The following is a 15,100-nucleotide window of genomic DNA, read 5'->3' on the forward strand; positions in this document are numbered from 1 at the left end:
CCTGCGCCATAATCACTCCCGTCATCGGATGGGAAACCGGGTTCTAGAACCGGCCTCCTCATCTGGCTCGAAGGGTCCGGTTTCCGGTGATGGTCGTGCCAGGCGGCAGCGGAAGAACTGACACCTCTTTCAAAACCGCAAAACGCGATCGGGGCAGGCGGAAAGCCTGAATGCCCAATGCCTTTGAAATGCCCGCCTGCCCTTTTCCCACCCAAACCGCACCGGACATGACATCCGGCGCGGCCAAACGTGCTGCGTTGAGAAAGGGTCAGTACGGCCGGTCGGCCGCAAGCTCGCCGACTTCGGCCTCGCGCTCCAGATAATGCTTGTCGATCTCCGGCAGCGGCTCATCATAAATCGCCGCTTCGAAGGCCTTGAGACGCTTGTAGATCGACATCAGCTCGACGATCGTCGTCCAGGAATTGATGAGGTATTGGAATGATGTACGCACCTGATCGAAGACATTGCCTACCTGGGTAAAGATGCCCAGCGTAACTTTCCCGGCCGCGATGGACGGGATCAGCACGAGCAGGCTGTAGAGATCGTCCGCACGCAGGTAGAAGAAGCGGGCAATATTGAAATAGAGATAGTGAAAATAAAGACGGAAATAGTTTTTCCGCACATTCGCGAAAAGCTCCGCCACGGTCGCCGGTTGGGCGCGATCCTCATGATCTTCACCGTACACCAGTTCCTTACGGTACGCGGCCTCGACGCGCTGATTGCGGAACTCCAGGCCAGGCAGCTTGATTCCCACCAACGCCAGGAAAAGAGTACCAAACAGCGACCACAGGATCGCCGCCCAGACCAGCGCATGTGGGATTTCGCCAACAATCGGCAGTTCATTGATCGTATTTGAGAAGGAAAACAGCACCGGCATGAAGGCGATCAGCGTCATAATCGCCCTGACGAAACCAACGCCCAGCCCCTCGACAGTCAAGGAAAAGCGCATCGTGTCTTCCTGCACGCGCTGCGAGGCGCCCTCGATGTGGCGCAGTTTGGACCAGTTCGCCATGTAAAAGTCGTTCATCGCCGTGCGCCAACGAAAGATGTAATGGCTGACAAAGAAAAGGTTCAGCACACTGACGGTGATGGAAACAAAGGCAATACCGGTGATACCTAGAAGCCCGGTATAAAGCTGCTCTGCCGTAACCGGCGCGGTTTTCGCAAGCGCCTGCTGAACCAGGTCGTAGTAAGGGCCATACCAGGCATTGAACGCCACGCTCACCTGCACAGAAAAATAGGTAACGAATACGATCAGTGCGCTTCCCAGCACCGACCAATACTGCCACCGATGAGGCGCGTACAAAAACCAGAAGGCAGCAAAGATCGCACTGGCCACGGCGTAATATAAATAGAACCAAAGGAACGGCCCCGACCAGAAAAGCGAGACGTCCACGGCTGCATTGGCATCACGCGGAGCGAAACCGATGGCTGGCCCGACTGCGCTTCCACCTGCATACCAGGACCCTATGGCTACGATGGCCCATAACAAGGCCGAGATGAAAAACAGTTTCGGTCGGGGGAAGAAGGAGTGGAACACGGAGCTTTGGCTTTCCTGAGTTCGAGATCTCTGAAGGTCGGGAACGACTGTAGAGCGCGAAACTAAGGCAGTTCCAAGGGAGCGGCAATGGCCGCACCCCATCGTTACACAATTGTAACCGCGTGTTCAGGCAACGGTAATTGCGCGCTCGGAAAACCGTAATCCGGTTTTCATTCCGGCCGCCGCGCGACCGGCAGGGCGAGCAGGATACAGATGCCAAGGGCTGCTGCGGCAAGCATGGTCGCAGCGGCAAAACTGCCGGTCCGTTCCGCTACCCAGCCCGCCACCAGCGGGCCGATGATCTGACCGGTGCCGAAGGCGGCCGTCATGAAGGCGAGCGCCCGCCGAGGGCTTTCAGGAGACAACGTCCGGGCAATCTGCAGCCCGTAAGCCGTGACGACCATGAAGGTCGCGCCGAGCAGCAGCCCGCCGACAAGCGCGCCGGCCGTGGGCGGCAGCAAGACGGAGCCCGCCACGCCGACCGCCTGGACCGCAAGCGCGGCGACATAGGCCTTGCCGAGCCCGCGCCGTTTGACCACCGGCCGCCAGAGAATGAGCGAAACCGCTGCCGCCGTGCCCGTCAGGAACCAGGCGAGGAATTCGACGATCGGCCCCGCCGCCCCCATCCGCGCAATGGCGACAAGAAAGGTCGCGGTGATCACGTAGCCAAAGCCGAACAGCCCGTAAGAGGCGGTAAGCAGCGTGAGCGGCATGCGCCATTCAAGTGGCGGCTCGACGACCGGGGCTTTGCCGAAGGTCGGCCGCGGCAGGAGCCAGAAGACAACGGCGAGCGCGACGAGCACGATGGCGGCACCGGCAATCCAGTTCAGACGCCAGCCATGCGCGCCGTCTCCGGCCATCGTGTTGACGGCGAGTACCAATGCCGACGAGAGCGCAATACCCAGGCCGACACCTCCGAAATGCAGCACATTCACATTGTCACGACCGGCGGCATAAGGCAGCACGATCGACGAGGAAAAAATCATCGAGAACGCGCTCGCGACGCCTGCCAGGAACCGAATCACGGTGAAGGCGAAGACCGATGTCGTCGCGGCCATGGCCGCCAGCAGGATCGCCGTCGCGAGCAAGCCGCCAAGCGCGACCTGCCGCTCGCGCCCGGTCGCCCATCCGTAGGCCGACATGATCGCGCCCGCCAGATAACCGGCGAAATTGCCGGCGGCGATAGTACCCGCATCGGCTGCCGAAAGCGGAATGCCCGTCATCATGCCCGGCAGGATCGGCGTGTAGAAGAAGCGCCCGAACCCCATGGCCGCGGCCATCGCAAGGGCGCCGGCAAAGCCGATCAGCAGAGGCCTGCCGGAATAGCTCGTGTTCATCTGCAGCATGGTGCTCTTATCGCAGCCGCAGCATAAACAGACAAATGAGGAATTGTCATCGCTGCGATGAAGAACGCTGATAACGAATTATCACGCAGTTGCCGCAACGATTTGATGCGGTGCAATGCGACTTTTGTCTTGTTGCTGACATGAATGAAGCACACTCTCCTGCCCATAGTTACCATCGGGGCCGTGGAGGTTGAGCCATGGAACAGGATCTGACCCTATCGGAAGTGCTTGTCGATCCGCTGATCGCCCAGTTGCGCAAGGCTGACCATGTGGGGTATGCCGCCTTCGCGCAATTGATGGAGAGCGCCGCCCGCGTCAATAAGCGCCGGCTCGTGGCTCACCTGCATGAGGAACGCGCCGATGCCTTCTATCGCCGCGTTGATGTTCTGTCGGAAAAGAACAGGCTGATCTGAGACCGGGAGGTGTGGGCCTTTTGCGGGAACGAAGGCCTTTCCCGTCGTCCCCTGAAGGACGGACTTCGATTGGCCTCAACGATGTTGCGCAAAGTGACGATAGGCGAAGATACCGCTGACAATAGCCAACCCGATCAGTGGAGTGACCAGATAATAAGTCTCGAACTGGCTCATTGTTTCTCCTTCTCGGCGAGATTCATAAGGGTTTGGAAGTCAGAGCAGTAACATCCTCCAAGATATGCTGCGACTTCCATAGAACGGTGTGGCAGCAGGCCGACCTTACGCAGGGACCAGCGGTAGGAACGGAAGGCACGCGCCCACCTACGCAGCCAGCGTCAAAATTACCGGTCCGTTGCGGGTCACGACCACCGTGTGCTCGTATTGGACGGTCGGCGCCTGTGGATCGCTGTAGAGCGTCCAGACATCGCCGTTGCCGCCATCCTCGGCCCAGTCGGCGCCGAGCGACAGGAAGGGTTCCACGGTGAAGACCAGCCCTTCCTGCATGACGCGCCTCTCGCCGGGATCGGGCCAGGTCGGAATTTCCTTCGGCTCGTCGTGCAGCGTCAGCCCGATGCCGTGGCTCGAAAGATTGGTGATCAGCGTATAGCGGTTCTTCTTCGCGAACGCGCCGATCGCATTGCCGATGCCGGCGATCGGCTTGCCGGTCTTGACCTGCTGCAGGCCGGTCCACAGCGCCCGCCGCCCGTCACGGCAGAGTTTCTCGATCTCGCGTTTGACCGGCGGCACGGCGTAAGAAGCGCCCGTATCCCCGAAGAACCCGTCCTTCACCGCCGACACGTCGATATTGACTAGATCGCCGGCCTTGATCACCCGGCCGCCCGGAATGCCGTGCGCCACCTCCTCGTTGACGCTGATGCAGGTCGCCGCCGGAAACTTGTAGCAGGTCTCCGGCGCGGACTGCGCGCCGTTATCCTCCAGGATCTTTCGGCCGATATCGTCGAGTTCGCGGGTCGTGATGCCGGGCTCCAGCGCCTTGGCCATGGTCTCCACCGCCTGCGCGCAGAGCCGGCCGATGTCCTTCAGCTTCGCGAGTTCGTGTTCGGTGGAGATGACCATGGCCTGCCCGTTCCTTATGCCTGTTGAGCGGCCGGTTTCGCGCCATCGGCCGAGCCCGTCAATTCTTTTCTGACGACCCCTAATTCTTTTCTGACAATGGGGGCGACTTTCGTGCCGTAGAGTTCGATGCCGCGCATGATCTGATCGTGCGGCATCGGCCCGATCGCCATCTGCAGGAGCAACCGGTCCATGCCGAATACCTTGTGCGCCGCGACGATCTTTTCCGCGACCAGTTCCGGCTCGCCGACGAAGAGATTGCCGAGGGCAGAGCGCGACTGGTCGAAATGCGCCCGGCTGGTCGGTCCCCAGCCGCGCTCGCGGCCGATGCGGTTCATCACCTCCGCCTGCGGGCCGTAGAACTGGTCGGCGGCGGCTTCCGTCGTGTCGGCGATGAAACCGTGCACGTTGATACTGGTCTTCAACACCGCCGGATCGTGGCCTGCACGCCGCGCCGCCTCGCGGTAGAGGTTGAAGAACGGAGCGAAGCGCGGATACTCGCCGCCGATGATCGCGACCGCAAGCGGCAGGCCATAAGCCCCTGCCCGCGCCACCGACTGCGGCGTGCCGCCGACCGCGATCCACACCGGCAGCGGGTCCTGCAATGGGCGCGGATAGACGCCGCGGCCGTGAATCGGCGCGCGCTTCTCGCCTTCCCAGGTGACGATTTCCGTGTCCCGGATGGCGAGCAGCAGGTCCAGCTTTTCCTCGAAAAGCTGGTCGTAATCACCGAGATCGTAGCCGAACAGCGGGAAGGATTCGATGAACGAGCCGCGGCCCGCCATGATCTCAGCCCGACCGTTCGAGATGAGGTCGAGGGTTGCGAACTGCTGGAAGACGCGCACCGGATCGTCGGAGGAAAGAACGGAGACGGCGCTTGTCAGGCGGATGTTTTTCGTCCGGGCAGCCGCGGCGGCGAGAACCGTCGCGGGCGAGGAAATCACATAGTCCGGCCGGTGATGCTCACCGAGCCCGAAGACATCGAGTCCCACCTGATCGGCAAGCTCGATCTCCTCGAGGAGGTTTCTGATCCGGCGCGCGCCTTCTGCGCCCTTGTCGAGCGCCGTTGCATCGACGTCACCGAAAGTATGCAGGCCGAGTTCCATGGTCGAAAGATCCGTTTGATTGATGCCTTGAGAATGTGTCCGTCAGATAGTGACGGGACACCTTTCACGCAAACGCTAATCTTTCGAAGGAATCGTTCGATGGATTGGATAGCGGCAGGCGCAACCGCCCCCCGGTCGCAAAGGTGGCGCGGCTGCGAAAAACTCACAAACCGAGCGCACTCAGCCCCGGATGGTCATCCGGCCGGCGGCCAAGCGGCCAGTGGAACTTGCGCTCCGCCTCGATGATCGGCGCATCGTTGATGCTGGCGATCCGCCGGCGCATCAGCCCGTGTGCATCGAACTCCCAGTTCTCGTTGCCGTAGGAGCGGAACCAGTTGCCGCTGTCGTCGTGGCATTCATAGGCAAAGCGGACGGCGATGCGGTTCTCGTGAAAGGCCCAGATCTCCTTGATCAGCCTGTAATCGAGCTCCCGCTTCCATTTGCGCGTCAGGAAGGCTTCGATCTCGGCACGCCCCTTGATGAACTCGGCGCGGTTGCGCCATTCGCTGTCCGCCGTATAGGCGAGCGCCACGCGGGCGGGGTCGCGGCTGTTCCAGGCATCTTCCGCGAGCCGCGCCTTCTGGGCAGCGGTTTCGAGCGTGAACGGCGGCAGCGGCGGACGATCGGCGGATTCCATGTCATTCTCCTTGGGAATGGGCGCTGGCAGAAAGTGTGTTGGCCTTCAGGGCCGCATTCTCGGTTTCGAGCACGGCTATCCTCTGATGCAGGGCGGCAATGCCCTCTTCGATATCGGCCATGGTGAAGCGCGGCGTTATGTGCTGCGGGCAGTTCCAGTCGAAGGCTTCAAGGTGAAACACCAGCGCTCGCTCCACCTTCGCCCGATAACCCGGCACCGCCACTTTGGCGAGGATTGCGGGATCGGTGGAAATCTCGGCATGGGCGAAGATCTTCAGACGGCTGCGGTTCGGATAGTCCATCAGGATGAGCGACACCCGATCGTTGGCCCCGAGGTTTCCGACGGAAATGTACTGGCGGTTGCCCCGGAAGTCGGCGCAGGCGAATGTCGTCGGGTCGAGGACCTGCAGGAAACCCGCCGGCCCGCCGCGATGCTGCACATAGGGCCAGCCGTTTTCGGAGACTGTCGCCATATAGAAACTGTCGCGCGCCGCGATGAATGCGGCTTCCGACGGGGTGAACCGGTCGAAGCTGCGGTCCTTGCCGGCGACCTCGAAATAATCCCGGCTGCCATTGGCCTCCTGGGCCGCCTTGACGCTCGGCGTCGAGACAAGGTCGAGAAATGTGTAAGCCATGTCATCTCCTTGGCAGACGCCATAGCATCCCGCCGCCGGGATGTGGAATGCATTGAAGATAGCTTCTTTTGAAATTTCGCATAATCTCCTATTCTCGAAAGATATTGTCTCGAAAAATGAGAGGATCATGGACCGGTTCGAAGCGATGTCTATCCTGGTGGCGGCGGTGGAAACGGGAAGCCTTACGGCGGCGAGCCGTAAGCTGAACATCCCGTTGCCGACCGTCAGCCGCAAGCTTGCCGAACTGGAAGCCCATCTCGGCACCCGGCTCCTTGCCCGCACGACCCGGCACCTTGCCTTGACCGATGCCGGCAGCGCCTATTTCCAGTCCTGCAAACGCATTCTTGACGAGGTGGGCGACGCGGAACGAACGGCTGCAGGAGAGCAGAGCGCGCCGCGCGGCGATCTCGTCGTCACCGCGCCGGTCGTCTTCGGACGGCTTCACGTCCTGCCGGTCGTCAATGATTTCCTGTCGCTCTATCCGGAAATCAACGTCCGGCTCGTGCTTTCGGACCGAAATATCGACCTGCTGGAGAACCAGGTCGATCTTGCCGTGCGGATCAGCCGGCTCCCCGACAGTTCGATGGTGGCGACAAAGGTCGGCGAGGTTCGCCGCGTTGTCTGCGGCAGTCCGGCGTTTTTCGGAAAATACGGTTTGCCCGCCAGCCCGAACGACCTTGCGGGCAAGCCCGGTGTCAGCTTCGATGCGCTGGGACCGATGACATGGGCCTTCACGCGGTCCGGCAAGGGACGCAAGCAGAGTGTCGAAGTCCGGACGAGGCTTTCAGTCAATACAGCGGAAGCAGCCCTCGACGCGGCGGTCGCCGGCGTCGGCGTAACCCGCGTCCTCTCCTACCAGGCCGCCGGCCCCGTCAGGGAGGGGTTGCTGCAGGTCGTGCTCGCGGATTTCGAACCGCCCGCGCTGCCCGTCTACCTGCTGCACCAGATGCAGGGAACACTGCCCTTCAAGATGCGCAGCTTCATCGATTTTGCAGCACCCCGACTGCGCCGTCGCCTGGACGAGGTCTCGCTCTGACCGCGGCATACCTTTGAAAAGGGACTGCCGCAGATTGAATCAAAAATCGAGGGGATGGCGCCATCCCCTCGATTCGATTCGCATTTCGGGCAATCTCAGAATGTCTTGGCGATCTCTTCGAGCTGGCCGGCAACGATGCCCCAACCTTCATGAAAGCCCATTTCCTCGTGAGCTTTTCTGTCCTCTTCCGTCCAGTGCAAGGCCGTCGCAGTATATTTCGTGCGGCCGTTGCCGAGATCCTCGAACTCGACGACAGCGGTCATGAACGGCTTTTCGGACGGCACCCAGGCGCTCGTATAGGCATCGGTGAAGACGAGCTTCCTGTTCGGAACGACTTCCAGATAGATGCCGTAATTGGGGATCTTCTCGCCCTCCGGCCCTTCCATCAGGATATAACTCGATCCGCCGGGACGGATGTCCATACGGGCTTCGGTAACCTTCCATGGTTTCGGGCAGAACCATTCACCCATCCGCTCGGGCGTGGTCCAGGCCTTGTAGAGCTTGTCGGCCGGGACGTCCATTTCACGAACGAGCTGCAGCGAGTGCGTGGCGGCATTGGCATTCATTTTCCTGTCTCCCTTGGGTCTTGAACAACATCGCATCCGATGTTGAACCTAGGACGTATAAACGGCACAAGATCCGACAACCGTGTCCCGGAATTTTTCGCCTTGCGGAAAAGGTTCCACGAGGCGGCCGGCGGCGGACGCTGTTGAAAGCGCAGATCACGCTACCACCAGACAGGTATTCGGGTGATTGGACTGCGCCAGACTTCGTTTGGAAATCGGGTTTCGAACCCACGTTTGCAGATGAGAGCTAGCTGCTCTTCGCCGGAGGGGTGCGGAGACTAGAGACCGAAACCTCCGGGCGCTCCCGACTGGATGCCGATAGTGGGATCAACAAAGCCATGGTAGCCGAGGACGGGGACGTTGCACGGACGGTCGAGCTTTCCCGCGGGAGCGCCCCGATCACAGCCACCGGTATTGTAGGAATAGTTCGGGATTTCATAGGTGCCGTTACTACCAGTTGCAGCGCAAGACGAGCATAGGACGGCGAGCAGAGCGTTCGCAGGAAGCTTGCCGGTCATGATCTACCTCCGATAGTCGGATTCGTATTGCCTGCTGAATTCGCTACAGCATCCGCTTTATAGCAAGCATGCCTGCCTAAGGCGTAGTTGCGCTTAGGGAGTAGGCCTCTCTGTCGATCGAGGTAGAAGCCGTCATCCTGAACACTCTCCCATCGACGAGATCGTACTCGGGACTTCCGGATTGCTGGTCGATGGGCGTTGATTATTCGCAGTCACTCCACCGGAGAGGCGACGGCGCCGAGCTTGTCGATCTGCTGGCGGATATGGGCGCATTCGGCCGGTGAATTGGCAAGCGCGATCGCCCGGTCGAAGGCGACGCGGGCCTCTCCATGACGTCCGACCTGCATCAGGAGCCCTCCCCTGACGCCATGGAAATAGAAGTAGCCGTCGAGTTTTTCGGCAAGCGGTGCGATCAAATCGAGCGCAGCCTCCGGTCCATCCAGCTTCGAGACCGCAACGGCCCGGTTGAGGGTCACGACCGGCGATGGCTGGATTCGTTCGAGCAGGCCGTAAAGCATGTCGATCTCCTTCCAGTCGGTATCCTCCGGCCGGGCGGCGCGCGCATGCAAAGCCGAGATCGCCGCCTGCACCTGATAGGGACCGGGCTGCCGGTGGCGGATCGCCTTGTCGAGCAAGACCAGCGCCTCACCGATCAGCTTGCGATCCCACAAATTGCGGTCCTGATCATCGAGCAGGATGATCTGACCCTGCCCGTCGAACCGCGCCCTGGCGCGCGAATGCTGCAGCATCATCAGCGCAGTAAGCCCCATGATCTCCGGCTCGGCCGGAAAGATGCGGAGCAGAAGCCGGCCGAGCCTTATTGCCTCCTCGCAGAAGGCGGCGTTGTCCGGATTGGTGATGCCGGCGGAATAACCCTCGTTGAACACGAGATAGATCATCGCCGACACGATGCCGAGACGCTCGGCCCGCTCCGCCGCCCCGGGCGTTTCGAAGGGAACGCCCGCCTTTGCGACGCGTGCCTTGGCGCGGGTGATGCGCTGCTCCATGGCCGCCTCGCTGACGAGGAAGGCGCGGGCGATCTGCGGTACGGTCAGGCCTGAAACGATCCTGAGCGCAAGCGCGATCTGCTGGGTGTTCGGCAGGTCGGGATGACAGCAGATGAACATCAGCCGCAGGATGTCGTCGCGGTAATTGGAATTGTCGAGCCGGTCGGCAATGTCGTTCTCGGCATCGGAGAGATCGGAGAAGGCGGCCTCCTCCGGCAGAGGGTCATTCTTGGAACGCTTGCGGACCGCATCGATGCCGCTGTTGCGCCCGACGAAGATCAGCCAGGCGGCGGGATCGCGCGGCGCCCCCTTTTCGGGCCATGTGCGGATGGCACGAAGACAAGCCTCCTGAAAGGCTTCTTCCGCCGTATCGAGATCGCGGAAGTAGCGAAGCAGGGCGCCAAGTGCCTGCGGTCGGGCCGCCGTCAGCGCAAGTTCGATCCAGGCGATATCTGTCATGTTTTCATTTCTCCCGGATGAAAGACGTAAAAGGGCCGAATCTCATAGGACGTCGAGCCCGGATTGACTGCGGAAAGCTGCTTGGAAAAGGCGATCGCTTCATCCAGCGTATCGACATCGACTGTGTAGAAGCCAAGCAGCGCTTCCTTGGTTTCGGCAAAGGGTCCGTCGAGCACCAGCGGCTCGTCCTTGCCCTTGCGGACCGTGGTGGCGGCTGTGGTCGGCATCAGCCGGCCGGTGGGACCAAGCTTTCCGGCTCGCGCCAACGGTTCCTGGACGGTATGGAGTCTGGCCATGACGGCGTCCTCCTCCTCCTTGGACCATGCAAAGACGGTTTCCTCATGGGCGTAGCAAAGGATGGCATAAAGCATGTCTGTCTCCTTCTCCTGTTGAAGACGAAGGAGTAACCGCAGAACCGACAGGACGCATCAAAAAATCTCAACCTTGCACGTCTGGCACATCCCGCTCCGCTGGCTATAGTCGCCCCGCAACAAATCCCTTCACCAAGGAAATCCCATGGCCGATCTTTCCGCCTTCCCCATCACCAAGAAATGGCCCGCCAAAGATCCGAACGTGCTGCAACTCTATTCGGCACCGACGCCGAACGGCGTGAAGGTATCGATCATGCTGGAGGAGATCGGCCTTCCTTACGAACCGCATTTCGTCAACATCGGTGAGAACGAGACCTGGGGGCCGGAATTCCTGTCCTTGAACCCGAACGGCAAGATCCCGGCGATCATCGATCCCAATGGTCCGGGCGACAAGCCGCTCGGCCTCTTCGAATCCGGCGCGATCCTCCTCTACCTTGCCGAAAAGACCGGCAAGCTCCTGCCGACCGACCCGGCGAAGCGTCATGAGACGATCCAGTGGGTGTTCTTCCAGATGGCAAGCCTCGGGCCGATGTTCGGCCAGCTCGGCTTCTTTCACAAGTTTGCCGGCAAGGACATCGAGGACAAGCGTCCGCGCGACCGTTACGTCAAGGAATCGCATCGCCTGATCCGGGTGATCGAAAGCAGGCTCGAAGGCCGTGACTGGATCATGGGCGACGAATACACGATCGCCGACATTTCGATGCTCGGCTGGGTGCGCAACCTGATCGGCTTCTACGGCGCCGGGGAACTCGTCGAATACGGTGAGTTGAAGCGCGTCCCGCAATGGCTGGAGCGTGGCCTTGCCCGTCCGGCGGTGCAGCGTGGTCTCGAAATACCGAAGCGACCCTGACCAGAGGTCGCAACAATGCTACGTGACGAGGAAACGGAGTTTCACATGCCCAAGCCCAATCTCCCGATCGAAGGCGGATGCCGCTGCGGACAGGTTCGCCTGAGGATCAGCGCGCAGCCGATCCTCACCATGGCCTGCCACTGCACCGGCTGCCAGAAGATGAGCGCCAGCGCCTATTCGCTTTCAGCCGCGATTCCTGCGGACGGTTTCGAGGTCATCCAGGGCGAGCCGGTGATCGGCGGCCTGCATGGCCCCGACGCCCACCACTACCATTGCCCGCACTGCAAGAGCTGGATGTTTACCCGTCCGGAGGGTATGGACTGGTTCGTCAACCTCAGGCCCACCATGCTCGACGATGTGCAATGGTTTTCGCCCTTCATCGAGACCTACACGTCCGAAAGGCTCCCCTGGGCGGCCACCCCTGCAGTCCACTCCTACGAGAAGTTTCCGCCTTTCGAAGACTATGAGGGGCTGGTGAAGGAATTCGCGGGACAGAATTAAAAAATTCTTCTCCGCCTTGTCGGAATTTCCTTCTCTTCCTCGTCCTATGGCCGGTTCGATCGGAACCGGTCATAGAAAAGGAGAGAATTTCCATGGATGCGACGACCGAAACCGCCAATGCCCAGATCCAGCCGCCCGTTCGCGGCGGGCTGGTGGCCTATCTCCAGGTCGACGGCGCGATGAAGGCGGCGGAATTTTACCAAAAGGCATTCGGCGCCACGATCGAGGCCTTCCATCCGCTCGACGAAAAAGGCCGGACGATGCACGTCCACCTCTATCTCAACGGCAGCTCCCTCATGCTCGGCGACGCCTATCCGGACTACGGCCATCCGTTGGAAAAGCCGGCCGCCTTCACCATGATGCTGCCCTTGTCGAGCGACGCCATCGATTTCTGGTGGAAGCGGGCCGTCGATGCCGGGCTCGAGGTCGTCACGGACCTGCAGGTCATGTTCTGGGGCGACCGTTACGGCCAGCTCCGCGATCCGTTCGGTGTTTCCTGGGCGATGAACGCACCGGTGAAATAACCAACCGGACTCGGATCACTTCACGCAGCGAAAGCCCTTGATGCGGCTGTTTCCGGCCGCATCGCCTGATTTGGAGGGACGCCGTACACGCGGGCATCAACCCTTTGTGACCGCGACCATCACCAGTTTGACACAGATATTAACCTTTCAATAACCCATCGAAACTTGAATGACGCCGTCCTGAAATGAGGCCCATCTCCCGGGTCTTTTTGCTGTTGTGGAGATATCATGCAGATCACGCCCCTCGCCCTTGCTCTTTCCTTCGCCTTCGCTTCGACAGCAGCCGCTGCCCAACCGACCCGGGTCGCACAGTTCGACGCCTGGGGCGTCTATTCCTACGCGGATGGCGGCCAGACGACCTGCTATGCGCTCTCCGTCCCGGTGACGTCGAAACCCTCCAACGTGGACCATGGCGACAACTTCTTTCTGCTCGCCCCTCAAGGATCGTCGGGTTACACACCCCAGGCCATCATCGGATATCCTTTGAGGGAAGGCTCGGAGGTCAGCGTGAGCGTCGGCAATGATACCTTCCGCCTCGCGCCGAAGGACAATATCGCCTGGGTGCGCGACCAGAGCCGCGAGCCGGTTCTCGTCGATGCCATGCGCGGCGGAAGCGACATGACGCTTGAAGCGATCTCCCGCCGCGGCACCAATACGAGCTATTCCTATTCGCTTCGCGGCGTGACGGCCGCTCTCCAGGAAGTCCGCAAGTGCCGTTGACTGGCGCATGAGACGGTTCAGCACCGGTTGCCTCCTGCCCTCGTCCCTGCTTTCCCTGTGCCTCATCCTCGGCCTTGCCGCACATGAGGCGCATGCGGATCGGGATGCGACCGCCGCCAACCTTGTGGCGGGGTTCAGGAAAGGCCGCGAGACGGGATTCCCGATCCCGCGCTTCGTATCCCTGAAAGCTTCCAAGGCGCATATGCGCGTCGGTCCTTCCACGGATTATGCGGCGGTCTGGACCTATTCGGCCCGCGGCCTGCCCGTGGAAATTACCGAGGAATACGGAAACTGGCGGCGCATCCGGGATCCGGACGGAGTGACAGGATGGATGTTCGCCCCTTTACTCTCGAGCCGCCGCACGGCCGTCGTCGGTCCGTGGATAAAGCAGCCCATCCCGCTGCGATCCGCTCCGTCGCGAAACGCTCGCATAGTCGCCCGCCTGTCCGCCGAAGTCCGGCTCGACCTTGACCACTGCGACGGAAGCTGGTGCGAAGTCTCGCTGCAGAAGCGACGCCTGAGCGGCTTTGTCGAACAGGGTTCGCTCTGGGGTGTTTATCCCGGTGAGACGATCGAATAGCGCAGAAAGCCTACTGCACGACGAAGCAGTTCATCGCTTTCGACTGCAGAACCGAGCAGGCCTGCGTGGCCGCCGTTCGGTCGGCGAAACCGACGAAGCGGGCGCGGAAGAACTCCTTGCCGCTATCTGCATAACTCTCGACGCTCGGCGCTATCTGACCGAAATCAGCCGAAAGCAGCGGCAGTGCCTTTTCGAGCAGGGCAGAGGCCGCCTCCCGGCTGCCGGCCGCGGCGATCTGGATGCGCCAGAGCGGTCCTATGGATTCCCGCGGCGTCGCGGAGAGACTGGCGATCGAAGCCCTAGCCGGCGGAGCACCAAGGGTGATCTCCTTCGGCGGAGTGGCGAACGCGAGCGGAACAGTACCTTCCGCCGGCCGCTTCTGGGTCTCGAAAGCCACGAGACCACCGGGAGCCGTACCGGTTCCCGGTACATACTGATCGAGAAGCTCCGCCATCCGGTCGTCGCGCTTGCGCGCGGTCTTGCCTCCGAGGACGACGCCGATCACCCGTCTTCCGTTGACGTTCACGGCGCTCGCGATGTTGAAACCGGATGCGCCGATATAACCGGTCTTGATTCCATCCATGCCCGGATAGCGGTACATAAGGTTGTTGTGGCCGGAGATCTTCTTGCCGCGGAACTCGAAGGATCGCAGAGAAAACAGTTGATATTCCTTGGGGAAATCCCGGATGAGCGCCAGCGCCAGCATCGCCATGTCGCGCGCCGTCGTCACCTGCGCCTTGTCCGGCAGGCCGGAGGCATTGCGGAACACCGTCCGTCTCATGCCGAGCGCGCGGGCTTTCTTCGTCATCATCTCTCCGAAACGCGCTTCCGAGCCGCCGAGATGATCGGCCATCGCCGCGGCCGCGTCATTGGCCGAGCGCACCGCCATGGCAAGGACCGCTTCACGAACCGTGATCGTCTGGCCAGCCGGCACGCCGAGCTTGAAGGGGACCTTGCGCGCTGCATTCGGCGTCATGACGATCTCCTCGTTCCACGAGAGACGCCGGTCGCGCAGCGCTTCGAAGGTCATGTAGAGCGTCATCATCTTGGTCAGCGATGCCGGGTGATTGATGACGTCGGCATTCTCCGACGCCAGAACTTTGCCGCTCCTCGCATCGTAGATGAAATGCGCATAGCCCGCCTCGGCCGCCCGGACGGTGCCAAGGAAGATGACAGCCAGGGACAGGAGTGTCAAAACCCGCCGGATCCGAAACATCT

General features: G+C 61.2%; 17 protein-coding genes. 7 read left to right on the top strand and 10 right to left on the bottom strand.

Annotation, left to right across the window (positions count from 1 at the left end; all coding sequences use genetic code 11):
• Positions 1–268 precede the first annotated feature (268 nt).
• Complete coding sequence (gene sbmA, locus QEO92_RS12985; RefSeq protein ID WP_227703311.1) at positions 269–1,540, bottom strand: peptide antibiotic transporter SbmA; 1,272 nt, start codon at positions 1,538–1,540, stop codon at positions 269–271.
• Positions 1,541–1,710: 170 nt separating this feature from the next.
• Complete coding sequence (locus QEO92_RS12990) at positions 1,711–2,886, bottom strand: YbfB/YjiJ family MFS transporter (protein WP_052182734.1); 1,176 nt, start codon at positions 2,884–2,886, stop codon at positions 1,711–1,713.
• A gap of 197 nt (positions 2,887–3,083) precedes the next feature.
• Between QEO92_RS12990 and QEO92_RS12995 the strand changes: the two genes are divergently transcribed.
• Positions 3,084–3,299, top strand: a complete 216-nt coding sequence (locus QEO92_RS12995; protein WP_037148169.1) for a hypothetical protein — start codon at positions 3,084–3,086, stop codon at positions 3,297–3,299.
• 321 nt (positions 3,300–3,620) lie between these two features.
• On the opposite strand, the gene map is transcribed toward QEO92_RS12995, so the two are convergent.
• From map to QEO92_RS13015, 4 genes are all read right to left on the bottom strand, one after another.
• Positions 3,621–4,376: a type I methionyl aminopeptidase gene (gene map / locus QEO92_RS13000; protein ID WP_037148171.1), complete on the bottom strand. Its 756-nt coding sequence runs from the start codon at positions 4,374–4,376 to the stop codon at positions 3,621–3,623.
• A 14-nt stretch (positions 4,377–4,390) separates the two neighbouring features.
• Positions 4,391–5,479: an LLM class flavin-dependent oxidoreductase gene (locus QEO92_RS13005; RefSeq protein WP_227703312.1), complete on the bottom strand. Its 1,089-nt coding sequence runs from the start codon at positions 5,477–5,479 to the stop codon at positions 4,391–4,393.
• Between the two features lie 163 nt (positions 5,480–5,642).
• Positions 5,643–6,116, bottom strand: coding sequence for a nuclear transport factor 2 family protein (locus QEO92_RS13010; protein WP_227703313.1), 474 nt, complete (start codon positions 6,114–6,116; stop codon positions 5,643–5,645).
• 1 nt (position 6,117) lies between these two features.
• Positions 6,118–6,750 carry a pyridoxamine 5'-phosphate oxidase family protein gene (locus QEO92_RS13015; RefSeq protein WP_227703314.1) on the bottom strand — a complete coding sequence of 211 codons (633 nt, stop codon included), beginning with the start codon at positions 6,748–6,750 and terminating at the stop codon, positions 6,118–6,120.
• 127 nt (positions 6,751–6,877) lie between these two features.
• Between QEO92_RS13015 and QEO92_RS13020 the strand changes: the two genes are divergently transcribed.
• Positions 6,878–7,786: a LysR family transcriptional regulator gene (locus QEO92_RS13020; protein WP_227703315.1), complete on the top strand. Its 909-nt coding sequence runs from the start codon at positions 6,878–6,880 to the stop codon at positions 7,784–7,786.
• A 95-nt stretch (positions 7,787–7,881) separates the two neighbouring features.
• Here the strand turns inward: QEO92_RS13020 and QEO92_RS13025 are convergent, their stop codons facing one another.
• From QEO92_RS13025 to QEO92_RS13035, 3 genes are all read right to left on the bottom strand, one after another.
• Positions 7,882–8,352, bottom strand: a complete 471-nt coding sequence (locus QEO92_RS13025) for an SRPBCC family protein (protein ID WP_227703316.1) — start codon at positions 8,350–8,352, stop codon at positions 7,882–7,884.
• Positions 8,353–9,082: 730 nt separating this feature from the next.
• Complete coding sequence (locus tag QEO92_RS13030; protein ID WP_227703317.1) at positions 9,083–10,336, bottom strand: RNA polymerase sigma factor; 1,254 nt, start codon at positions 10,334–10,336, stop codon at positions 9,083–9,085.
• Positions 10,333–10,707 (bottom strand): YciI family protein, encoded by a 375-nt coding sequence (locus QEO92_RS13035; RefSeq protein ID WP_227703318.1) that lies wholly within the window; start codon positions 10,705–10,707, stop codon positions 10,333–10,335. Before QEO92_RS13035 ends, QEO92_RS13030 begins: the two co-directional genes overlap by 4 nt.
• Before the next feature lie 145 nt (positions 10,708–10,852).
• Between QEO92_RS13035 and QEO92_RS13040 the strand changes: the two genes are divergently transcribed.
• The 5 genes from QEO92_RS13040 (at position 10,853) to QEO92_RS13060 (ending at position 13,882) form a co-directional block, all read left to right on the top strand.
• Positions 10,853–11,557, top strand: a complete 705-nt coding sequence (locus tag QEO92_RS13040; protein ID WP_227703319.1) for a glutathione S-transferase N-terminal domain-containing protein — start codon at positions 10,853–10,855, stop codon at positions 11,555–11,557.
• Between the two features lie 45 nt (positions 11,558–11,602).
• Positions 11,603–12,058, top strand: a complete 456-nt coding sequence (locus QEO92_RS13045; protein ID WP_227703320.1) for a GFA family protein — start codon at positions 11,603–11,605, stop codon at positions 12,056–12,058.
• A 92-nt stretch (positions 12,059–12,150) separates the two neighbouring features.
• On the top strand, positions 12,151–12,582 hold the full coding sequence (locus QEO92_RS13050; RefSeq protein ID WP_037148188.1) for a VOC family protein: 432 nt from the start codon (positions 12,151–12,153) through the stop codon (positions 12,580–12,582).
• Positions 12,583–12,810: 228 nt separating this feature from the next.
• Positions 12,811–13,302 (top strand): invasion associated locus B family protein, encoded by a 492-nt coding sequence (locus QEO92_RS13055; protein WP_227703321.1) that lies wholly within the window; start codon positions 12,811–12,813, stop codon positions 13,300–13,302.
• A 7-nt stretch (positions 13,303–13,309) separates the two neighbouring features.
• The gene (locus QEO92_RS13060) at positions 13,310–13,882 is read left to right on the top strand and encodes an SH3 domain-containing protein (RefSeq protein ID WP_227703322.1); all 573 of its coding nucleotides are present in this window, start codon (positions 13,310–13,312) and stop codon (positions 13,880–13,882) included.
• A 10-nt stretch (positions 13,883–13,892) separates the two neighbouring features.
• Here the strand turns inward: QEO92_RS13060 and QEO92_RS13065 are convergent, their stop codons facing one another.
• Positions 13,893–15,089 carry a D-alanyl-D-alanine carboxypeptidase gene (locus QEO92_RS13065; RefSeq protein ID WP_407722087.1) on the bottom strand — a complete coding sequence of 399 codons (1,197 nt, stop codon included), beginning with the start codon at positions 15,087–15,089 and terminating at the stop codon, positions 13,893–13,895.
• Positions 15,090–15,100: the final 11 nt, after the last annotated feature.

This window comes from Neorhizobium petrolearium (genome assembly GCF_029854435.1).
In the GTDB taxonomy this organism is placed as follows: domain Bacteria; phylum Pseudomonadota; class Alphaproteobacteria; order Rhizobiales; family Rhizobiaceae; genus Neorhizobium; species Neorhizobium petrolearium.

What these genes read in the sequence shown, in the direction of transcription:
- QEO92_RS12990 (WP_052182734.1), bottom strand. Translation starts at nt 2,886, where the DNA reads ATGCTGCAGATGAACACGAGCTATTCCGGCAGGCCTCTGCTGATCGGC.
- QEO92_RS12995 (WP_037148169.1), top strand. Translation starts at nt 3,084, where the DNA reads ATGGAACAGGATCTGACCCTATCGGAAGTGCTTGTCGATCCGCTGATC.
- map (WP_037148171.1), bottom strand. Translation starts at nt 4,376, where the DNA reads ATGGTCATCTCCACCGAACACGAACTCGCGAAGCTGAAGGACATCGGC.
- QEO92_RS13005 (WP_227703312.1), bottom strand. Translation starts at nt 5,479, where the DNA reads ATGGAACTCGGCCTGCATACTTTCGGTGACGTCGATGCAACGGCGCTC.
- QEO92_RS13010 (WP_227703313.1), bottom strand. Translation starts at nt 6,116, where the DNA reads ATGGAATCCGCCGATCGTCCGCCGCTGCCGCCGTTCACGCTCGAAACC.
- QEO92_RS13015 (WP_227703314.1), bottom strand. Translation starts at nt 6,750, where the DNA reads ATGGCTTACACATTTCTCGACCTTGTCTCGACGCCGAGCGTCAAGGCG.
- QEO92_RS13020 (WP_227703315.1), top strand. Translation starts at nt 6,878, where the DNA reads ATGGACCGGTTCGAAGCGATGTCTATCCTGGTGGCGGCGGTGGAAACG.
- QEO92_RS13025 (WP_227703316.1), bottom strand. Translation starts at nt 8,352, where the DNA reads ATGAATGCCAATGCCGCCACGCACTCGCTGCAGCTCGTTCGTGAAATG.
- QEO92_RS13030 (WP_227703317.1), bottom strand. Translation starts at nt 10,336, where the DNA reads ATGACAGATATCGCCTGGATCGAACTTGCGCTGACGGCGGCCCGACCG.
- QEO92_RS13035 (WP_227703318.1), bottom strand. Translation starts at nt 10,707, where the DNA reads ATGCTTTATGCCATCCTTTGCTACGCCCATGAGGAAACCGTCTTTGCA.
- QEO92_RS13040 (WP_227703319.1), top strand. Translation starts at nt 10,853, where the DNA reads ATGGCCGATCTTTCCGCCTTCCCCATCACCAAGAAATGGCCCGCCAAA.
- QEO92_RS13045 (WP_227703320.1), top strand. Translation starts at nt 11,603, where the DNA reads ATGCCCAAGCCCAATCTCCCGATCGAAGGCGGATGCCGCTGCGGACAG.
- QEO92_RS13050 (WP_037148188.1), top strand. Translation starts at nt 12,151, where the DNA reads ATGGATGCGACGACCGAAACCGCCAATGCCCAGATCCAGCCGCCCGTT.
- QEO92_RS13055 (WP_227703321.1), top strand. Translation starts at nt 12,811, where the DNA reads ATGCAGATCACGCCCCTCGCCCTTGCTCTTTCCTTCGCCTTCGCTTCG.
- QEO92_RS13060 (WP_227703322.1), top strand. Translation starts at nt 13,310, where the DNA reads ATGAGACGGTTCAGCACCGGTTGCCTCCTGCCCTCGTCCCTGCTTTCC.